Source organism: Streptomyces sp. x-19, assembly GCF_046549115.1.
Lineage (GTDB): Bacteria > Actinomycetota > Actinomycetes > Streptomycetales > Streptomycetaceae > Streptomyces > Streptomyces albulus_C.
Window position 1 is genome coordinate 82,543 of record NZ_JAJPWK010000010.1, and the last position, 19,072, is coordinate 101,614.

The 19,072-nt window shown below is 75.5% G+C and carries 13 protein-coding genes; 8 read left to right on the forward strand and 5 right to left on the reverse strand.

Annotation, left to right across the window (positions count from 1 at the left end; all coding sequences use genetic code 11):
* Positions 1-43: 43 nt before the first annotated feature.
* Complete coding sequence (locus ACLJT4_RS23250; RefSeq protein ID WP_411124778.1) at positions 44-748, reverse strand: TetR/AcrR family transcriptional regulator; 705 nt, start codon at positions 746-748, stop codon at positions 44-46.
* 136 nt (positions 749-884) lie between these two features.
* On the opposite strand from ACLJT4_RS23250, the gene ACLJT4_RS23255 reads away from it, so the two are divergent.
* On the forward strand, positions 885-1,655 hold the full coding sequence (locus ACLJT4_RS23255; RefSeq protein WP_020930774.1) for an SDR family NAD(P)-dependent oxidoreductase: 771 nt from the start codon (positions 885-887) through the stop codon (positions 1,653-1,655).
* Positions 1,656-1,794: 139 nt separating this feature from the next.
* Here ACLJT4_RS23255 and ACLJT4_RS23260 read toward each other — a convergent pair whose 3' ends face one another.
* Positions 1,795-2,868, reverse strand: a complete 1,074-nt coding sequence (locus ACLJT4_RS23260) for a DUF3533 domain-containing protein (protein ID WP_411124780.1) — start codon at positions 2,866-2,868, stop codon at positions 1,795-1,797.
* Between the two features lie 186 nt (positions 2,869-3,054).
* On the opposite strand from ACLJT4_RS23260, the gene ACLJT4_RS23265 reads away from it, so the two are divergent.
* From ACLJT4_RS23265 to ACLJT4_RS23275, 3 genes are all read left to right on the forward strand, one after another.
* A complete protein-coding gene (locus ACLJT4_RS23265; RefSeq protein WP_411124782.1) occupies positions 3,055-6,630 on the forward strand; it encodes a DNA polymerase III subunit alpha in 3,576 nt (1,191 codons plus the stop codon).
* The gene (locus ACLJT4_RS23270; protein ID WP_411124784.1) at positions 6,627-7,724 is read left to right on the forward strand and encodes a hypothetical protein; all 1,098 of its coding nucleotides are present in this window, start codon (positions 6,627-6,629) and stop codon (positions 7,722-7,724) included. Before ACLJT4_RS23265 ends, ACLJT4_RS23270 begins: the two co-directional genes overlap by 4 nt.
* Before the next feature lie 216 nt (positions 7,725-7,940).
* Entirely contained in the window at positions 7,941-8,798 is an 858-nt protein-coding gene (locus ACLJT4_RS23275; protein ID WP_411124786.1) for an esterase/lipase family protein, read from the forward strand.
* Between the two features lie 64 nt (positions 8,799-8,862).
* Here the strand turns inward: ACLJT4_RS23275 and ACLJT4_RS23280 are convergent, their stop codons facing one another.
* A complete protein-coding gene (locus ACLJT4_RS23280) occupies positions 8,863-10,155 on the reverse strand; it encodes an APC family permease (protein ID WP_045788013.1) in 1,293 nt (430 codons plus the stop codon).
* A gap of 80 nt (positions 10,156-10,235) precedes the next feature.
* Here ACLJT4_RS23280 and ACLJT4_RS23285 point away from each other — a divergent pair, with 80 nt between their 5' ends.
* On the forward strand, positions 10,236-10,703 hold the full coding sequence (locus ACLJT4_RS23285; RefSeq protein WP_016578907.1) for an Lrp/AsnC family transcriptional regulator: 468 nt from the start codon (positions 10,236-10,238) through the stop codon (positions 10,701-10,703).
* Between the two features lie 92 nt (positions 10,704-10,795).
* On the opposite strand, the gene ACLJT4_RS23290 is transcribed toward ACLJT4_RS23285, so the two are convergent.
* Positions 10,796-11,797 (reverse strand): lytic polysaccharide monooxygenase, encoded by a 1,002-nt coding sequence (locus ACLJT4_RS23290; RefSeq protein WP_411124789.1) that lies wholly within the window; start codon positions 11,795-11,797, stop codon positions 10,796-10,798.
* A gap of 581 nt (positions 11,798-12,378) precedes the next feature.
* A complete protein-coding gene (locus tag ACLJT4_RS23295; RefSeq protein ID WP_411124791.1) occupies positions 12,379-14,880 on the reverse strand; it encodes a SpoIIE family protein phosphatase in 2,502 nt (833 codons plus the stop codon).
* A gap of 188 nt (positions 14,881-15,068) precedes the next feature.
* On the opposite strand from ACLJT4_RS23295, the gene ACLJT4_RS23300 reads away from it, so the two are divergent.
* From ACLJT4_RS23300 to ACLJT4_RS23310, 3 genes are all read left to right on the forward strand, one after another.
* Complete coding sequence (locus ACLJT4_RS23300) at positions 15,069-16,241, forward strand: methyltransferase domain-containing protein (RefSeq protein ID WP_411124793.1); 1,173 nt, start codon at positions 15,069-15,071, stop codon at positions 16,239-16,241.
* 437 nt (positions 16,242-16,678) lie between these two features.
* Positions 16,679-18,529, forward strand: a complete 1,851-nt coding sequence (asnB, locus tag ACLJT4_RS23305) for an asparagine synthase (glutamine-hydrolyzing) (RefSeq protein ID WP_411124795.1) — start codon at positions 16,679-16,681, stop codon at positions 18,527-18,529.
* Between the two features lie 138 nt (positions 18,530-18,667).
* Positions 18,668-19,057: a GntR family transcriptional regulator gene (locus ACLJT4_RS23310; protein ID WP_016575414.1), complete on the forward strand. Its 390-nt coding sequence runs from the start codon at positions 18,668-18,670 to the stop codon at positions 19,055-19,057.
* Positions 19,058-19,072 lie beyond the last annotated feature (15 nt).

Genomic DNA, 19,072 nt, shown 5'->3' on the forward strand with positions numbered 1-19,072 from the left:
CAGGGCCTGTTCGGCGGTCGTCGCCGCCGCCCCGCGGGGCCGTCTACCCGTTGCCCGGCCCCGCATTCCCGCCGCCCGCGCCGTCGGGGCGCTCGTCCAGGCCGGGCAGTCCCGCGGTGAGTGCCCGCATGCCCCGGGCGACCAACTCCGCGGGGCCGTGCGGGCCGTCCGCCCGCGCGTCGCCGGCGGCCCACTCCTCGACCGCGACCCGCATCGCGGTGTTCGCCGCGGCCGCGGCCAACCGCACGTCGAGCGGGTCGGCGCCGGTGAGCCGTGCCAGCACCGGCTGCAACTCCTCCTCGGAGTCGTGGTGGACGCGGTGCCAGACCGCGCGCAGCGCCGGGTCGCCGGGCATCGCCCGGAGCAGCCCGCGGGTCCAGCGCAGGGCCTCCTCGGCGGGGCCGTCGGTGGGGGTCAGTGCGCGGCGGGCGGCCTGCTCCAGCGCGGCCCGGGTGGGCGGTGCGTCCGGGCGGGCGGTGGCCTCGGCCAGGTCGTCGATCCACTGCCGGACGCCGACCGCGAGCAGCGGGGCCACCGCGTCCTCCTTGGTCCGGAAGTACCGGTAGAAGGTGCGCAGGGCGACCCCCGCGGTGCGGGCGATCTCGTCGGCGGTGACGCCGGGGCCGCGCTCGGCGAACAGGGCCGCCGCGGTGCGGGCGATCTCCAGTTGCGTCTCGGCCTTGCGGCGCTCGGTGAGGGAGGGTCGCGCGGGGGTGTGCGCGGCTGTGGTGCGCGGTGCGGTGGGCATGGTCCCAGCTTACGGAGCGCAGTGGCGCATAGGCATGACGTGCGAATATGGCACATCGTGCCAAGTGGGCGTACGGTGCGGACAGAACCCCCTAGAGGCACCCCGCCCCCGGGCACTTCACGAACGGAGCAGGACCATGAACCGCTTTGACGGACGTCGCGCACTGATCACCGGCGGCGGCTCGGGCATCGGACAGGCCACCGTGCACCGGATCCTCGCGGAGGGCGGCCGGGTCGTCGCGGTGGACGTCGACGAGGCGGGCCTGGCGGCCACCGCCGAGCGGGCCGCCGCGGACGGCACCGCCGACCGCCTCCACACCACGCGCCTGGACATCGCGGACGAGGCCGCGGTGCAGTCCGGCGTCGCCGCCGCGGTGGCGCACCTCGGCGGGCTGGACGTGCTGGTCAACGCGGCCGGCATCCTGCGCTCCGCGCACACCCACGCCACCACGCTGGACTTCTTCAACAAGGTCATTTCGGTCAACCTGACCGGCACCTTCCTGATGATCCGCGAATCGCTGCCGGCCCTGCTGGAGGGGCAGACCCCGGTGATCGTCAACTTCAGCTCCACCTCGGCGTCGTTCGCCCACCCGTACATGGCGGCGTACGCGGCCAGCAAGGGCGGCATCCAGTCGATGACGCACGCCATCGCCAGCGAGTACAGCAAGCAGGGGCTGCGCGCGGTGTGCGTGGCGCCGGGCTCGATCGCCAGCAACATGACCACCGGCCGTGGCCCGGGGCTGCCGGAGGACGCGGACATGAGCCTGTTCGTGAAGCTTGCCCCGGCGCTCGGTCAGGGCTTCGCCGGCCCGGAGACCGTCGCCGGCGTGATCGCGATGCTCGCCTCGGAGGACGGCGCGTTCGTCACCGGCACGGAGATCCGCATCGACGGCGGTACGCACATGTGACGGACCGGCGACGGCCGGAAACCGCCGGCCCGTGGGGATCACCGCGGGCCGGGGGCCGCGAGAATGAGGGACGGCGCCCCGTGCGTGCCGCGTCGGGAGGGGCGTGGCAGGCGCGGGGCGCCGTCGTTCGTGCCGGTGCTCAGGCCGGCAGGTGCTTCTCGCCGTCGGCCGTCACGCCGCCGGCCCGCTCGTCGGCCGTCTTGTGCAGCGTCGCCAGCGCGACGGTGACCAGCGCGCCGCCCACCGCCCACGCGGAGAGCACCAGCAGCGGTCCGGTCAGGGACTGGCCCCGGAAGTAGGCGATCGAGCGCGCCGCCCAGGTGCCGGCGCCCGGCGGCAGGGCGGGGCCGATCGCCCGCCAGAACGGCGGCAGCAGCGGGTACGGGTAGGCGCCGCCCGCGCTCGGATTGCCGAACACCACGATCACCAGGATCGCCAGGCCGATGCCGATGACGCCCAACAGCCCCTGGAAGGCCAGGGTGGTGGCGCCCACCGCGAAGACGGTCAGCGCGCCCAGGCCCCACAGCCCGAAGAGGCTGCCGGGCAGCGCGCCGAGGACCGGGCCGACCACGATCGCCCCGGCCAGCCCGGCGGCGATCGCGTAGAGCGCCAGCGCGGCGAGCCGGATGACCGCCCGCTGCCGGTTGGCCGGGCGCGCCCCGGCGCTGATCGCCAGGATCGCGGCGCACAGGTAGCCGCCGACGCACCACCCCACGACCAGGTAGAAGGACGACAGGCTGCGGCCGTCGCCGGCGTCGGTCGGGATCACGTCCTGGGTGCGCACGGTCCGTCCCTGCTGCTTCTCGGCCGCCGTCACGACCGCCTCGACGGCCTGGGAGAGCGAGGCGCCGCCCCCGCTGGCGACCAGCAGCCGGTCGGTGGTGCCGCGCGGATCGACGAGCAGCGCGGCGTCGAGGGTGCGGTCCTCGATCTGGCGCCGGGCGGCCTGTTCGGAGGCGACCGGGCGCGGGTCCAGCGGTGCGCCCGGGAGCCGGTCGAGCTTCTGCACGAGGTCCCCGCGGATCTGGGCGGGGGCCACCACGGCGAGCGGCACGCGGTCCGGCTTCGGGTGGTGGAAGGCGCCGGCGTACGACGTGATGAACGCGACCATCAGGCCCAGCACCCCGATCACCAGGAGCGCCGCCCGGGCCGTCACCGCGCTCTTCACCTCCTCGACGAAGGTCGGGCGGGTGCCGTCGTCGATCGTGGCCATGCGCCGCTCCGTTCTGGGGTTCGCAGCTCTTTCAGGGGCTTTATATCCTTTTTGGTCGATATCTCCCGAATCGGGTGCGTCCCGGGCGCGTGTTCGTACGGATGTTCGAAAGAGGCGTTATGGTGGAGGAAGCGAAACGAGGGACGCGAATACAGCCGGGGGGCGTATGAGGTGCAGGAGGTGCGGATGCCCGGGTTCACGCATCTGCACACCGCTTCGGGCTTCTCACTGCGCTACGGCGCCTCCCACCCGGAGCGGCTGGCCGAGCGCGCCGCCGAACGCGGGATGGACGCCCTCGCCCTGACCGACCGGGACGGGCTCTCCGGCGCCGTCCGGTTCGCCAAGGCCGCCGCCGCGGCCGGCGTCCGCCCCCTGTTCGGCGCCGAACTGGCCGTCGCCGACGGGGAGTCCGCGCCCCGACCCGCCGCCCGCCCCCGCACCCCGGTCCGCGGCGGCGCCTTCCTCGACGAGTCCGCCGCCCGCGTCGTCTTCCTGGCCCGGGACGGCGCCGCCGGCTGGGCCGCCCTGTGCCGACTGGTCTCGGCCGCCCACGCGGGCCGCACCGGACGCCCGGTCCTGCCGCGGCACGCCCTGGACGCCGCCACCGACGGGCTGACCGTCCTGCTCGGGCCGGACTCCGAGGTCGGCCGGGCGCTGGCCGCCGCCCGCCCGGACCACGCCGCGCGGCTCCTCGCCCCCTGGCGCGAGCGGTACGGCGACGCGCTGCGCCTGGAGGTCGTCGACCACGGGCGCCCGGGCAGCGGCCCCGGTTCCCTGCGGCTGGCCGCCCGCACCCTCGGCTTCGCCGTCGACCAGGGCGTCCCCGCCGTCCTGAGCAACGCGGTCCGCTACGCCGACCCCGGTCAGGGCCCGGTCGCCGACGTCCTGGACTCCGCCCGCCGCCTGGTGCCGGTGGACCGGCGCCGCCCCGAGACCTGGGACGGCGGCGAGCGCTGGCTGAAGGACGCCGCCGCGATGGGCCGCGCCGCCGAGCGGATCGCCGAGGCGGCCGGCTTCCGGCGCGGCCGGGCCCACCGGCTGCTCGCCCTGACCGAGGAGACCGCAGGGGAGTGCCGGGTGGACCCCCGAAGCGACATCGGACTCGGCCGGATCCACTTCCCCGAACCCGCCCTGGTCGGCGCCGCGCACCGCACCGCCGCCCGGGTGCTGCGCTCCCGCTGCGCCGCCGCGATGGTGCTGCGCGGCTACGACCGCGACCGCACCCGCTGGGCCCGGCTGCACGACGAACTGGGCACCATCGAGCGGCTCGGCTACCCCTCGTACTTCCTGACGGTCGCTCAGGTCGTGGACGACGTCCGGAGCCTGGGGATCCGGGTGGCCGCCCGGGGCTCCGGCGCCGGGTCCCTGGTCAACCACCTGCTGGGGATCGCCCACGCCGACCCGGTCGAGCACGGGCTGCTGATGGAACGGTTCCTGTCCGGGCGGCGGGCCGCACTGCCGGACATCGACATCGACGTGGAGTCGGCGCGCCGGCTGGAGGTCTACCACGCGATCTTCGACCGCTTCGGTGCCGAGCGGGTGGCGACCGTCGCGATGCCCGAGACCTACCGCGTCCGGCACGCCGTGCGGGACGTGGGCGCCGCCCTGGGCCTGGACCCGGCGCGGGTCGACGGGCTGGCCAAGGCGTTCCCGCACATCCGGGCCCGGGACGCCCGCGCCGCGCTGGCCGAACTCCCCGAACTGCGCGGGGTGCGGGAGGGCGTCGACGAACGGCTGTGGCAGCTCGTCGAGGCGCTGGACGCGCTGCCCCGCGGGACGGCCATGCACCCGTGCGGGGTGCTGCTCTCCGACGCCACGCTGCTGGACCGCACCCCCGTCGTGCCCACCAGCGGCGAGGGGTTCGCGATGTCCCAGTTCGACAAGGACGACGTGGAGGACCTGGGACTGCTCAAGCTCGACGTGCTGGGCGTGCGGATGCAGTCCGCGATGGCGCACGCGGTCGCCGAGATCGGCCGGGCCACCGGGGTCCGCCTCGACCTCGACGACCCGGCGCAGGTGCCGCCCGGCGACCCGGCCACCTACGACCTGATCCGCTCGACCGAGACGCTGGGCTGCTTCCAGATCGAGTCGCCCGGCCAGCGCGACCTGGTCGGCCGGCTCCAGCCCGCCACCTTCCACGACCTGGTCGTCGACATCTCGCTGTTCCGGCCCGGCCCGGTCGCCGCCGACATGGTCCGGCCCTTCATCGAAGCCCGGCACGGCCGCGCGCCCGTCCGCTACCCCCACGCCGACCTGGCGGAACCGCTGCGCGAGACCTACGGGGTGGTGGTGTTCCACGAGCAGATCATCGAGATCCTGCGGATCATGACCGGATGCGGCCGGGACGAGGCGGACGAGCGGCGGCGCGCCCTGGCCGACGCGGAGCAGCAGGCCCGGGTGCGCGACTGGTTCGCCCGGCGGGCCGCCGGCCGCGGCTACGCCCCCGACGTCGTCGCGCACACCTGGGAGATCGTCGAGGCGTTCGGCGCGTACGGCTTCTGCAAGGCGCACGCGGTGGCGTTCGCGGTGCCCACCTACCAGTCCGCCTGGCTCAAGGCGCACCACCCGGCGGCCTTCTATGCCGGGCTGCTCACCCACGACCCCGGGATGTACCCCAAGCGGCTGCTGCTCGCGGACGCCCGGCGGCGCGGGGTGTCGGTGCTGCCGCTGGACGTGAACCGGTCGGCGATCACCCACCGGATCGAACTGGTGTCCGGTCGAGAGGGTGCTCCGGACGCCTGGGGGCTGCGGCTGGCCCTCTCCGACGTGCACGGAATGAGCGGGGTCGAGGCCGGCCGGATCGCGGACGGCCAGCCCTACCGCTCGCTCGCCGACCTCTGGCAGCGGGCCCGGCCGAGCCGCCCGGTGGCCGAGCGCCTCGCCCGGGTCGGCGCCCTGGACGCCTTCGGCGCCAACCGCCGGGACCTGCTGCTGCACCTCACCGAACTGCACCGGCACGGACGCGGCGCCCCCGGCGGGCAGTTGACGCTCCATCTGGGCGGATCCGGTGACGGGGCGGGAGTCGAACCGGTCGAACCGGTCGAACCGGTCGAACCGGCCGGCCTGCCCGACCTCAGCGACGTGGAACGGCTCAGCGCCGAGCTGGGCGTCCTCGGCATGGACGCCTCCCGCCACCTGATGGCCGACCACCGGGACTTCCTCGCCGAGTTGGGCGCGGTGCCGGCCCGGCTGCTGCGCGACGCCCGGCACGGCGACACGGTGCTGGTCGCCGGCGCCAAGGCGGCCACCCAGACCCCGCCGATCCGCTCCGGCCGCCGGGTCATCTTCACCACCCTCGACGACAGCACCGGCCTGGTCGACTGCGCCTTCTTCGACGCTCCCCCGGGCCACGGGGGCCCGGGAAGTGCCCCCAGCCCCGTTGCGGCGTGCGCCCGGACGGTCTTCCACTCGTGGCTGCTGCTGGTGCGCGGCACGGTCCAGCGCCGCGGCCCGCGCAGCCTCAGCGTGGTCGGCAGCGCCGCCTGGAACCTCGCCGAACTGGCCGAACTCCGCCGCACCGGCGGCCTGGAGGCGGTCACCGCCCGGCTCGCCGCCGCACCGGAACCGGACCGTGCGCCCCAAGACGGCGCCCCCTCGGACGGGCCCGCCGCCGAGCCCGGCCCCTCCGGCGCGGGCGCCGGCCGCACCATCCGCCTGGAGACCGGTTACGCACTGCACCCGTGGGCGGACCTCCAGCCGCCCGGCGAACGCGCCGCCACCGGCCGCAAGCTCTGGCACGCCAGCCCCGGGAGCGCCGGATGACCCCCACCCCGAAACCGCCCGCCGCCCCGCCGCCCCCGACCGGGGGCCGACGGCCGCCCGGCACGCTCTACGTCCGCTTCCGGACCGCCGCCGGCGAGCCGGACGGCCCCGGCGGCCCCGTTGACGTTCGCCAGTACGAGCAACTGCTCGCCCTGCTCGGCCAGTTCACGCCCGTCGTCCAGGCGCTGCCGCCGGACGCCGCGCTCGCCGACGTCCGCGGTGCACTGCGCTACTTCGACCGGGACGCGGCGGGCATCGCCGCCCTGATCCGGCTGCGCGCCCTGGCCTGGCACGGCGTGCGGTGCACCATCGGCATCGGCGGCAACCCGCAGCTGGCCCGGATCGCGGCCCAGGACGCCCCGCCCGGCGGCATCCGGGCCGTGCCCGCCGACCCCCGGTCGGTCGCCGCCTTCCTCGACCGCCGCCCGGCCTCCGCGCTGTACGGCGTCGGCCCCGCGGCGGCCCGCGCGCTGTCCGCCTACGGGCTCGACAGCGTCGGCCGGATCGCCGCCGCCCCGCCCGCCACCCTCCAACGCATCCTGGGCGCCCGGGCCGGCCGGGCGGTCTCCGAACGGGCCCGGGGCATCGACCCCACCCCCGTCACCCCCGACGCCGCCACCCGCTCGATCGCCGCCGAACACCGCTTCCCCCACGACGAACTGGACCCGGACCGGCGTCGCCGGGCGCTGCTCTCGCTCGCCGACGAACTCGGCGCCCGGCTGCGCGCGGACGGCCGGGCGGCCCGCGCGCTCACCCTCACCGTCCGCTACGCCGACCGTTCCACCACGACCCGCACCCGGCGGCTGGACGCGCCGACCGCGCACGGTCCCGCACTGACCGCGGCGGCCTACGCGCTGCACGCCGCCCTCGGCCTCCAGCGGGCCCGGGTGCGCGCGCTGGCCCTGCGCGCCGAGGGCCTGTGCCGCGCCGAACGCGCCGCGCGCCAACTGACCTTCGACCCCACCGACGACAAGGCGCACCGCATCGAAGCGGCCGTCGACCGCGCCCGGGCCCGCTTCGGTGCCGCGGCGGCGCGCCCCGCGGCGGTGCTCGGCCCGGCGGCCCCCGGGGCGGACCGGCCGCCCGGTCCGTAGCGCCACCCGTCATCTCCCCTGCACGCAACCGGCGTTGCGCACCCGGTGGTGCGGTGCGGATCGGGTGCGTTTTCCTTCACCGTCACGCCACTGGTACGCCCTGCTTACCCGCTCGTAACTTACTTGGCAGTCACCACGTTGGCCCTTGCGATCCGGATCGCAGGTGACCGGCTCACGAAGCACTTCGGAAGCCCCTCACCCCGCAAGGAGCATCGTATGAAGCTGCGTTGGTCGAGACTGTGCGCAGTCCTCCCGGCGGCCGCCCTGGCCCTCGGACTCACCACGGCAACCCCCGCGGCGGCGTCCCCCACCGTCAGCAGCGGCTGGAACGACTTCTCGTGCAAGCCCTCCAGCGCCCACCCCCGCCCCGTCGTCCTCGTCCACGGCACCCTCGGCAACGCCGTCGACAACTGGCTCGGCCTCGCCCCCTACTTGGTCGCCCGCGGCTACTGCGTCTTCTCCCTGGACTACGGCCAACTGCCCGGCGTCCCCCTCTTCCACGGGCTCGGCCCGATCGACGCCTCGGCGGGCCAACTGGCCACCTACGTCGACCGGGTGCGGGCCGCGACCGGCGCGGACAAGGTGGACCTCGTCGGGCACTCCCAGGGCGGCATGATGCCCCGGGTCTACCTGAAGTTCCACGGCGGCGCGGACAAGGTGCACACACTGGTGGGGCTGGCCCCCGACAACCACGGCACCACCCTCGACGGCCTGACCAAGCTGCTGGACCTCTTCCCCGGCGCCAAGCAGTACCTCGACACGTTCACCCCGGGGCTGACCGACCAGGCCACCGGGTCCGCCCTCCTGGCCCGCCTCAACGCCGGCGGCGACACCCTCCCCGGCGTCCACTACACCGTCATCGCCACCAAGTACGACGAGGTCGTGACGCCCTACACCTCGGGCTTCCTCAAGGGCTCCGACGTGCACAACGTCGTCCTCCAGGACCTGTGCGCCCTCGACCTCTCCGAGCACGTGGCCATCGGGACGGTCGACCGGATCGCCTTCCACGAGACGGCCAACGCGCTCGACCCGGCGCACGCCACCCCGACCACCTGCGCCTCGGCCGCGAGTTGAGCGCCGGCCCGGCCCGCGGTCGGCGCGCGGGCCGGGCCATGGGCCGGGTGGCTGCCCGCACGGTTCAGCGGGCGCCCCGGCCCGTCCGGCGCAGCGTCAGGAAGGCGCCGGACGCGCCCGCCAGCACCACCGGGATCAGCAGCAGCCACCCGGAGAAGGCGAGCACCGCGGCCGTCAGCACGGAACTGGCCAGCCCGCCGTACCAGAGCGGGGTGCGCCGGGGCAGCAGCACCGACGCGGCGACCAACCCCGCCAACGTCACCGCGGCCAGGCAGGTGGCGGTGGCCCGCATCAGCAGGTCCAGGTCGGCGACGCCGGCCCCGGCCGGCACCGCGAGCACCGCCGCCACCCCGCCCAGCACCGCCAGCGACCGGCGCGGCACCTCGCCCGGCGCGCCGCCCTTGGCCATCCAGCGGGGTGCGGCGCCGTCCCGGCCGAGCGCCGCGCCGAGCCGGGAGGCCCCGGCCAGATAGGAGTTGACCGCCCCGAAGGTCAGGAACAGCGCCGCCGCGGCCGCCACCGGCCGGGCGGCGGTGCCCACGCTCTGGGCGAGCAGGGCGGTCAGCGGGGTGTCGGTCCTCGCGGCGGCCGGACCCAGCGCCCCGATGGTGGTGACCGCCAGCCCCAGGTACAGCACGGTGATCACGGCGAGCGTACGGCGGGTCACCCGCGGCAGGTCCCGGGCCGGATCGGCGAACTCGCCCGAGAGGTGGCTGGCCGCCTCCCAGCCGGCGAACGCGAAGAACAGCACCGAGGCCGCCGACCCCACCGACGTCCAACCGCCGGGCAGGAACGGGGTGAAGTGGTCCGCGGACACCCGGGGCGCGGCGGCCAGCACCGTGCACAGCAGCACCGCCGCCAGCAGCCCGCCGAGCAGCAGCTGCACCCGGCCGGACATCCGCAGCCCGACCGCGTTGGAGACCAGCGCCCCCACCAGCACCGCCGCGCCGACCGCGGCCGCACCGGTCGGGCCCCAGCCGGCCGCGTCGGCCACGTACTTCCCGCCGATCCAGGCGGCCGAGACGACCCCCAGCGGCACCGCCCCGTAGAACCACCACCCGACCACCGCCGCGGCCCGCGGGCCGATCGCCCGGTGGACGTACGTGGCGACGCCGCCGCCGTCGGGGAACCGGGCGCCCAGCGCCGCGAACGACGCGGCCACCGGGACGCACATGGCGAGTAGGACGACCCAGGCCAGCAGGGAGGCCGGACCGGCCGCGGCGGCGGCCAGCGACGGCAGCGTCAGCACGCCGGGACCCAGCACGGCACCGGCGCACAGCGCGGTACCGCTGCCGATGCCCAGCCGCCGTACATCCGGCCGTGGAGAAGCAGTAAGAGATGTTTCTTGTACGGACACAGCCGAAGACGCTAATCGGAACTTTGATCATATTGCGGTTGCGTCGAACTAAATTCGGCACCGGCCGCCATCATGGGCGCATGGACGACATTGATTCGGCGATTGTCCGGGAACTCCAGCGCGATGCACGGCAGACCAACCGCGAACTGGCCGGCAAACTGAACATCGCCCCCTCGACCTGCCTGGAGCGGGTCCGTGCCCTGCGCGCCCGCGGAGTGATCACCGGCTACCGGGCGACGGTCGACCTGCGCGCCCTCAACCGCCCCGTGCAGGCGCTGCTGACGGTCCGGATCCGGCCGATGAACCGCGAGGTGATCGAGCGGTTCAAGGCGTTCTTGACCTCGCTGCCCGAGGTGCTCAGCGTCTACGTCGTGGCGGGCGGCGACGACTTCCTGGTGCACGTCGCGGTCCCGGACGTGGACCGGCTGCACGCCCTGCTGATGGACCGCATCTTCAAGCGCCGGGAAGTCGTCGACTGCCGCAGCTCGGTGATCTACCAGCACGTCGCCAACGACGTCGTCGAGCCGCTGCCGGCCGAGCGGTCCTGAGGGACCCACCCGGACGGCGGCGGCTCGACGACGGCCCGACCCGGCCCGACCCGCGGCGGCCCGACTCGCGACGGGCCGGGCCGCCGCGCGGTCTACCGGCGGACGGCCCGGCGGCGCGCGGTCGTGAACAGCACCGCGGCGCCCACCGCGAGCACCGCGGCGCCCCCGATGGCCAGCGGGGCGGTGCTGCCGTCGCCGCCGGTCTCCGCCAGGTGCCTGCCGTCGACCGGCTTCGACGCACCGTCCGGGTGCGCACCGCCCGCCGCGGAACCGGCGTCCGGCGCGGGGGCCGGGCCGTCGGCCGGTGCCGCGCCGGACGGCTGCTCGTGGCCGCCGCCCATCGCGTGGTCGTGCTGGCTCATGTCCATCGAGGACCTGTCGGCGCCCGCCGCGATCTGACGGTCGGTCGGCGCGGACGCGGCCGGCGCCGGCGTCGACGGACCGCCGGCACCGCCACCGTCCTTGCCGAACACCACGTCGGAACAGGTGTAGAAGGCTTCCGGGCTGTCCGAGCGCTGCCAGATGCTGTACACGAGGTGCCGGCCGGACCGGGCGGGCACCGTGCCGTCGAAGACGTAACTGCCGTTGGTCAGCGTCGGGTCGGTGACCTTGGCGAACGGCTGCGCCTCCAGGTCGGACCACTTCAGGGGCTTCGTCGGGTCGTAGCCGTCCTTGGTGAGGTACAGCTCGAACGTGCCCTTGTGCGGGGCGGTCGCCCGGTAGTGGAAGGTGCGCTTGCCGGCCTTCATCGGGGTGGACGGCCAGTCGGCGCGCGGCAGGTCCAGCCCCTTGTACTCGTCGTTGCCGGCGCTGCACAGCTTCCCGTCCGGGATGCGCTCCTTCGACTTGCCGCCGGCGGCGCCGTCCCGGACGCCGTTCCAGTCGTACAGCGCCTGCGCGCCGCCGACCTGCACGGCGGCCTTGCACGCGGCGGACCGCGGACTCTCGGGGCCCTCCGCGTAGCAGGCGGAGACCCGGCTGACCGGGTCCGACATCGACCCGTGCGCGGCGGCCGGGGTCGCGGTGAGCGCGGTGAGCGCCACGGGGGCGAGGCCGAACAGGGCGATCCCGGCGGCCTTGCGGCGAACGGTCATCGTGGGGGTCTCCTTCATCGGGCGGGTCGGTTGCGGCCGCGCGGCACCGGCCCGCGCCTGGCGGGGGCGCGGGGCGGTGCCGCGCGGACGGGTGCGCCGGCGGTGGGGGGTCGGTCCGCGGCCGGCACCGGTGCCGCCCCCCGGAGAACGGCACCGGCACGTCCGCGAACCCGCCGTGCGCAACCGAAGCTAGCCGCCCTGAACAGCGGATTTGAGGCCCGACGGGCAATCCGGCGGATCCTTATGCTGGTGTTAAGGAAGGGCTAAGCGGGAGCACAGGAAACGCCGTGCGGGAGCCGGCAGTTGAGGCGTCGGCCGGCCGTGGGCGCCCGGGGGCGTCGATCCTCCCAGGCCCCGGGAGGACCGACGCGGAGGAGGCGCCGGTGACGGAGATCGCCGGGCCGGCCGTTCCCACTCGAACGCTTCGCCGAGGCCGTCGCGTTCGCCGAGGCGCCCGCGCACGGCGCCAAACCGCTCCTCGTCCTCGACGACGACCGGGGCGACGGCGACGCGTAGGCCGCCGCCGCGCGGCGCGCCGCCCTTCGAGGCGCCCTGCCGGCGCGCCGGCCGACCGGTGCCGGTCAGGTGCCCGCCGGGTCGTCGAAGGCGTCGACGAGCGCGTCGAGGGTCTTTGCGGCCGGGCCCTCGGCGACCGTGTCCAGGGGAAGTTCGGCCCAGATGAACTTGCCCTGCGGGGTGTAGCGGGCGCCCCACCGCCGGGCGTACCGGGCGATCAGGAACAGCCCGCGGCCGCCCTCGTCGGTGGTCCGGGCGTGCCGCAGGTGCGGTGCGGTGCTGCTGCCGTCGGAGACCTCGCAGATCAACGCCTCCGCCCGGATCATCCGCAGCCCGATCGGGCCGGAGGCGTGCCGGATGGCGTTGGTGACCAGTTCGCTGACGATCAGTTCGGTGGAGAACTCCAGTTCCGCCAGGTCCCAGCGGGCCAGCTGGTCGGCGGCGGACCGGCGGGCCGCGCCGACCGCCGAGGGGTCCGCGGCGACGTCCCAGGCGGCCAGCTGCTCCTGCGGCACGGCCCGGGTGCGGGCCAGCAGCAGGGCCACGTCGTCCATCGGCCGGGTGCCGGGCAGGCTGCTGATGACCCGCTCGCAGAGCTCCTCCAACGGGGCCTGGGGGTCGGCCAGCGCGGTCCGCAGCCGGGTGATCCCGCCGTCCAGGTCGAGCGCCTTCCCCAGCAGCAGCCCGTTGGTGTAGAGCGCCAGCAAACTCCCTTCGGGCAGTGGCAGTTCGACGGATTCGAAGGGCATCCCGCCCAGCCCCAGCGGCGGCCCGGTGGGCAGCTCCAGCAGTTGGCAGCCGCCGGCGGGGCTGACCAACAGGGGCGTGGGGTGCCCGGCCCGGGCCAGGGTGCAGCAGCAGGCGACCGGGTCGTAGACCGCGTACAGGCAGGTCGCCCCGATCACCCCGTCGTCGCTGTGCGCGTCGTGCGCGACCCGGTTCACCATGTCGTCCAGGTGGGCCAGCAGCTCCTCGGGGGCCAGGTCGAGGCCGGCCAGCGCCTGCACGGCGGCCCGCAGCCGGCCCATCGTGGCCGCGGCGTGCACCCCGTGCCCGACCACGTCGCCGACCACCAGCGCCACCCGCGCCCCGGACAGCGGGATCACGTCGAACCAGTCCCCGCCCACCCCGGACTGCGAATCGGCGGGCAGGTAGCGGTAGGCGGCGTCCACCGCGCTCTGCTCGGGCAGGTCGCGCGGCAGCAGGCTGCGTTGCAGGGTGAGCGCCGCGGCGTGCTCCCGGGTGTACCGGCGGGCGTTGTCGATCGAGATCGCCGCGCGGGTGACGAACTCCTCGGCCAGGACCAGGTCGTCGGGCTGGAACGGGCCGGTGGGCCGCCAGCGGGCGAAGGTGGCCGCGCCCAGGAAGTTCCCCCGGGCCCGCAGCGGCACCACCATCAGCGAGTGGAAGCCCAGTGCGCGCAGTCGCCCGGCCCGCACCGGGTCGTCGGCCGCCCAGTCGGCGCGGTCCAGGTCCAGCTCCGGCAGCAGCACCGACTCGCCCCCGGTCAGGCTCAGCACCACCGGCGCCGACGGCGGGTACGCGGTCCGCTCCCCGACGGCGATCACCGCCTCCGGGCACCCCTCCCGGACGGACTGCTGCCCGGCCCGGCGCACGCTGAGCAACGCGGCGGGCTCGACCGGACCGGCCGCCGGCTCCTCGCCGGTGAGCATCGCGTCGAGCAGGTCGACGGTGACGAAGTCGGCGAGGTCCGGCACCGCCACGTCGGCCAGCTCCTGGGCGGTCCGCCAGACGTCCAGGGAGCCGCCGATCCGCTCGCCGGCGCGGCTGAGCAGTGCCATCCGCTGCCGGGCGCGGTAGCCCTCGGTGACGTCGAGGACCATGTAGCAGATGCCGAGCACCTGGCCGGACTCGTCCTCCAGGCGGAAGAAGGACGTGGAGTAGGCGTGTTCGTGCTGCGGGTCGGACTCCGGGCGTCCGAGGTACTCGTAGCCCATGGACGGCACGCCGGTCCGCAGCACCCGCCGCATCTCCGCCTCGACGGACTCCACCGCCAGGTCCGGCAGGACGTCGCTCAGCCGCTTGCCCAGCCGCTCGGCGCGCGGGGTGCCGCCCATCCGTTCCAGGGCGTCGTTGAGCCAGACGTAGCGCAGCTCGGGGTCGAGCATGGCCACCCCGATCGGGGACATCCGCAGGATCCCGTTCAGCAGCGAGCGGCTCGCCCCGGACCAGGGCGTCCACGCCACCTCGGCGGCCAGCACCAGGCGTGCGGACGGATCCGGGCCGGCCCGCAGCGGCAGCACCCGCACGTCCAGGTCGAGCCGGTGTCCGGTGCGGTCGCGCACCGCGACCAGTCCGCTCCAGCCGCCCTCCGCCGCGAGCCGGTGCCGCCAGACCCGCTCCCCGGACGCGCTACGGGCGTCCGCCGAGGTGAACAGCTCCGCCAGCGGCCGTCCCAGCGCCCGGGCCGACGCGTGACCGAGCAGCCGCTCGGCGCCCCCGGTCCAGCCCCGCACCACCCCCGCCCGATCGGCCAGCACCACGGCGGTCCGGGTGAGGTCGAAGGCACCGTCGCCAGGAAGGCGGCTGCTCGGGGAGGCGCTCATACAAGACCGATCCACTGCCGGCTCCACACCCTGCGAAGGCCCGGTTCGCCGGGCCGCCACCGCGTACCACCAGCGCCTCCCACGGTACTCCGGGAACCCGCCGGGGCGCTTGTGCAGCCGGCCCCCGCACCGCCCGGTCACCGCCGCCGGCACCGCCCGTTGTCAGTGCCCGCTGGCACCCTCGGACCATGAGCGCACCCACCCCCGCCGACCCGGCGGGACCGCCGCCCGTTCCGTCCGCCGCCTATTGGGAAGCCGCCGCCGCGACCTACGACACCGAGCCCGACCACGGCCTGCGGGACCCGGCCGTCCGCGCCGCCTGGGCCGCCCGGCTGCGCAGCTGGCTGCCCGCCGAGCCCTCCGACGTCCTCGACCTCGGGTGCGGCACCGGCAGCCTGGCCCTGCTCGCCGCCGAGCAGGGCCACCGGGTCACCGGGGTCGACCGCTCCCCGGCCATGCTGGCCCGCGCCCGGACGAAGCTCGCCGGCCGGGCCGCCCGGTTCGTCGTCGGCGATGCCGGTCAACCCCCCGTCGGGCAGCGGCGGTTCGACGTCGTCCTGGTGCGGCACGTGCTGTGGGCGCTCCCGGACCCGGCGGCCGTCCTCGCGCGCTGGGCGGGGCTGCTCGCCCCCGGCGGCCGCCTGGTGCTGGTCGAGGGCCGCTGGGGCGAGTCCGCCCCGGCGGGCCTGTCCGCCGTCGAACTCACCGCGCTGACGGCCCCGTTGACGGCCCGCACCGAGCTCGTCCCGCTCTCCGCCGACCCGACGCTGTGGGGCCGGGAGGTGCGCGACGGGCGGTACGCGCTGGTCGTGCGGGTGGCGCCGGTGCGGCCCGCTCCCCGGCCGCGCCACACCGAGGTCGTCGACGTCCACCTGGTGCTGCGCCGCGGTGACGAGGTGCTGTTGGCCCGCCGCGCGGGGACCGGCTACGCGGACGGCCTGCTCAACTGTCCCTCCGGTCACGCCGAGGACGGCGAGGACGTCCGCGCGGCGCTCCTGCGCGAGGCCGCGGAGGAACTGGGACTGCGCCTGGCGCCCGAGGACGTGCGGGTGGCCCTGGTGATGCAGCACTGCGCGCCGCCGCCCGCGCGGCCCCGGATCGGCTGGTTCTTCGAGGCGGCGTACGGGGCGGGCGGCGAGCCCCACAACCGCGAACCGGACAAGTGCGCGGGGCTGGCGTGGTACCCGCTCGACGCCCTGCCGGACGACATGGTCGCCTACTGCCGCGCCGGGTTGGACGGGCTGCGCGCGGGCCAGCGCTTCCTGCTCCACTGGCACCGGCCCGGCGACGCGATCGCCCACGACCCGGCCGGCCCCGGCCGCGCGGTCGCCCTGGACGGCGGGGGCGACGCCGTGCCGTGAGGGCCGTGTGGCGGCCACGGTGCGGGCGGCGACCTCGCCGTCGACGGTGACCACCGCGGTGGCCTCCGCGTCCGCCTCGTACCGGCGGCGCGGGGCGGCCCCGAAGTCCGTGCCGGTGTACAGGCGGACGCCCGGCGGGAGGGCGGCCCGCGCGAGAGCGAGTCGGAGGGAGCCGGTCCGGCGGGTGGGCCGGTGGCCGTGGCGCGCGGTGAGGGCCGGCGCACGGGGTTCGTCCGCGGTCCAGGCGTGGCCACGGCGCACGTCGAGCGCGCTCGGGTGGGCCTCACTGGCCCGGTGAGCGGTGGCGGCGTGGCTCATTCCGGACGGTCACCCAGACGTATAGGTGGCTCCTGCAACTATCCGGGCGTACGGTGATCGCGCAGGCCGCCGCCGGGAACGCGCGCGGCCCGGCGTACCCCGAAGGAGGAGCCGCGAGCATGTGCGGAATCACCGGATGGATCTCCTACGACAACGACCTCACCACCCAACGCCCCGCCCTTGAGGCGATGACCCGGACCATGACCTGCCGCGGCCCCGACGCCGGCGGCATATGGCTCGGCCCGCACGCCGCGTTGGGGCACCGCCGGCTTGCCGTCATCGACATCGACGGCGGCAAGCAGCCGATGAGCGTCGAACACGACGGCCGCACCCTGATCGTCACGACCTACAGCGGCGAGGTCTACAACTACCTCGAACTGCGCGCCGAGTTGACGCGACTGGGTCACGCCTTCCGGACGAACAGCGACACCGAGGTCGTGCTGCACGCCTACCTCGAATGGGGCGAGGCGTTCGTCGAGCGCCTCAACGGCATGTACGCCTTCGCGCTCTGGGACCCGCGCACCGAGCACCTCCTGCTGGTCCGCGACCGGATGGGCATCAAGCCGCTCTTCTACTACCCGACCCGCGACGGCGTCCTCTTCGGCTCGGAGCCCAAGGCGGTGCACGCCCACCCGGACGTCCGCCCGGCCGTCGACGCCGAGGGCCTCGCCGAGCTGATCACCTTCACCAAGACGCCCGGCCACGCCGTCTACAAGGGCCTGCACGAGGTCCGCCCCGGGCACGTGGTCCGCGTCGACCGCAACGGCGTCCACGTCACCCGCTACTGGGCCCTCGAAGCCCGCGAGCACACCGACGACCTGGACACCACCGTCGCCCGCGTCCGGGAACTGCTCGACGACATCGTCGCCCGCCAGCTGATCGCCGACGTGCCGCTGTGCACCCTGCTCTCCGGCGGCCTGGACTCCTCCGCGATCACCGCGCTCTCCGCCAAGGCACTGGCCGCCCAGGGCAGCGGCCCGGTCCGCTCGTTCGCCGTCGACTTCACCGGCTACACCGAGAACTTCACCCCCGACGACCTGCGCGGCACCCCCGACGGCCCGTACGCGCACGCCCTGGCCGAACACGTCGGCTCCGACCACCACGACATCGTGCTGGACACCGCCGCCCTGATGGACCCCGGCCACCGCGCCGCGGTCCTGGCCGCCCGCGACCTGCCCAACGGGTTCGGCGACGGCGACACCTCGCTCTACCTGCTGTTCAAGGCGGTCCGCGAGCAGTCCACGGTCGCCCTCTCCGGCGAGTCGGCGGACGAGGTCTTCGGCGGCTACCGCTGGTTCCACGACCCGGAGTCGGTCAACGCCGACACCTTCCCCTGGGTCGCCGCGGGCCTGTCCGGCCGGTTCTCCGGCGGCAACTCGGCCCGCGAGGCGCTCCTGGACCGCGCCCTGCTCAAGCGGCTGGACCTGCCCGGCTACGAGCAGCGCCGCTACCGAGAGGCGCTCGCCGAAGTCCCCTACCTGGACAGCGACACCGGCCACCAGCGCCGGATGCGCGAGGTCAGCTACCTGCACCTGACCCGCTTCGTGCAGATCCTCCTGGACCGCAAGGACCGGGCCAGCATGGCCGTCGGCCTGGAGGTCCGGGTGCCGTTCTGCGACCACCGCCTGGTCGACTACGTCTTCAACACCCCATGGGCGATGAAGACGTTCGACGGCCGGGAGAAGTCGCTGCTGCGCGCCGCCACCCGCGACGTACTGCCCGACCTGGTCGCCGACCGCGTCAAGAGCCCCTACCCCAGCACCCAGGACCCGGGCTACAACGAGGCGCTGCGCAGCGAGCTCAAGGAGCTGGCCGCGGACCGCGACGCCCCCGTCCGCCCGCTGCTGGACTCCGAGGTGCTCGCCGAGGCCACCGCCGTCGGCGCCGCCCACGACGTCCGCCCCGCTGCCGAACTCGTCCTCGGCATGAACGCCTGGCTGCGCACCACCGGGACCACCCTGGAGCTGTAGGCCGCCGCGGCCCCCTCCGGGCACGGTGGCCGCTCCTGACGCACAATGGATGCGACAAAACCGCGCACCCCGCGCCGACGGACGCGTGCACCCCGCGCACCCGCCGCCCGCGTCACCACCAGCACCAGGAGCGCCACCGTGTCCCCGCAGTCCCTGACGATCACCATCGACCCGGCGGCGGCCGAGGCCCCGTTCGAACAGGTCCGCACGCAGATCGCCGACCAGGCCCGCACCGGCACCCTGCCGGTCGGCCACAAACTCCCCACCGTCCGCGGCCTCGCCGAGGACCTGGGCCTGGCCGCCAACACCGTCGCCAAGGCGTACCGCGCCCTGGAGACCGACGGGGTGATCGAGACCCGCGGCCGCAACGGCAGCTTCGTCGCCGCGGCCGGCGACGCCGCCGACAAGGAGGCCGCCGCGGCCGCCGCGGCCTACGCCCACCGTGCCCAACGGCTCGGCCTGGACCGCACCGCCGCGCTCGCCGCCGTCACCGACGCCCTGCGCGCCACCTACGACGGCGGCGCCTGAGGCGGCCCGCGGCGC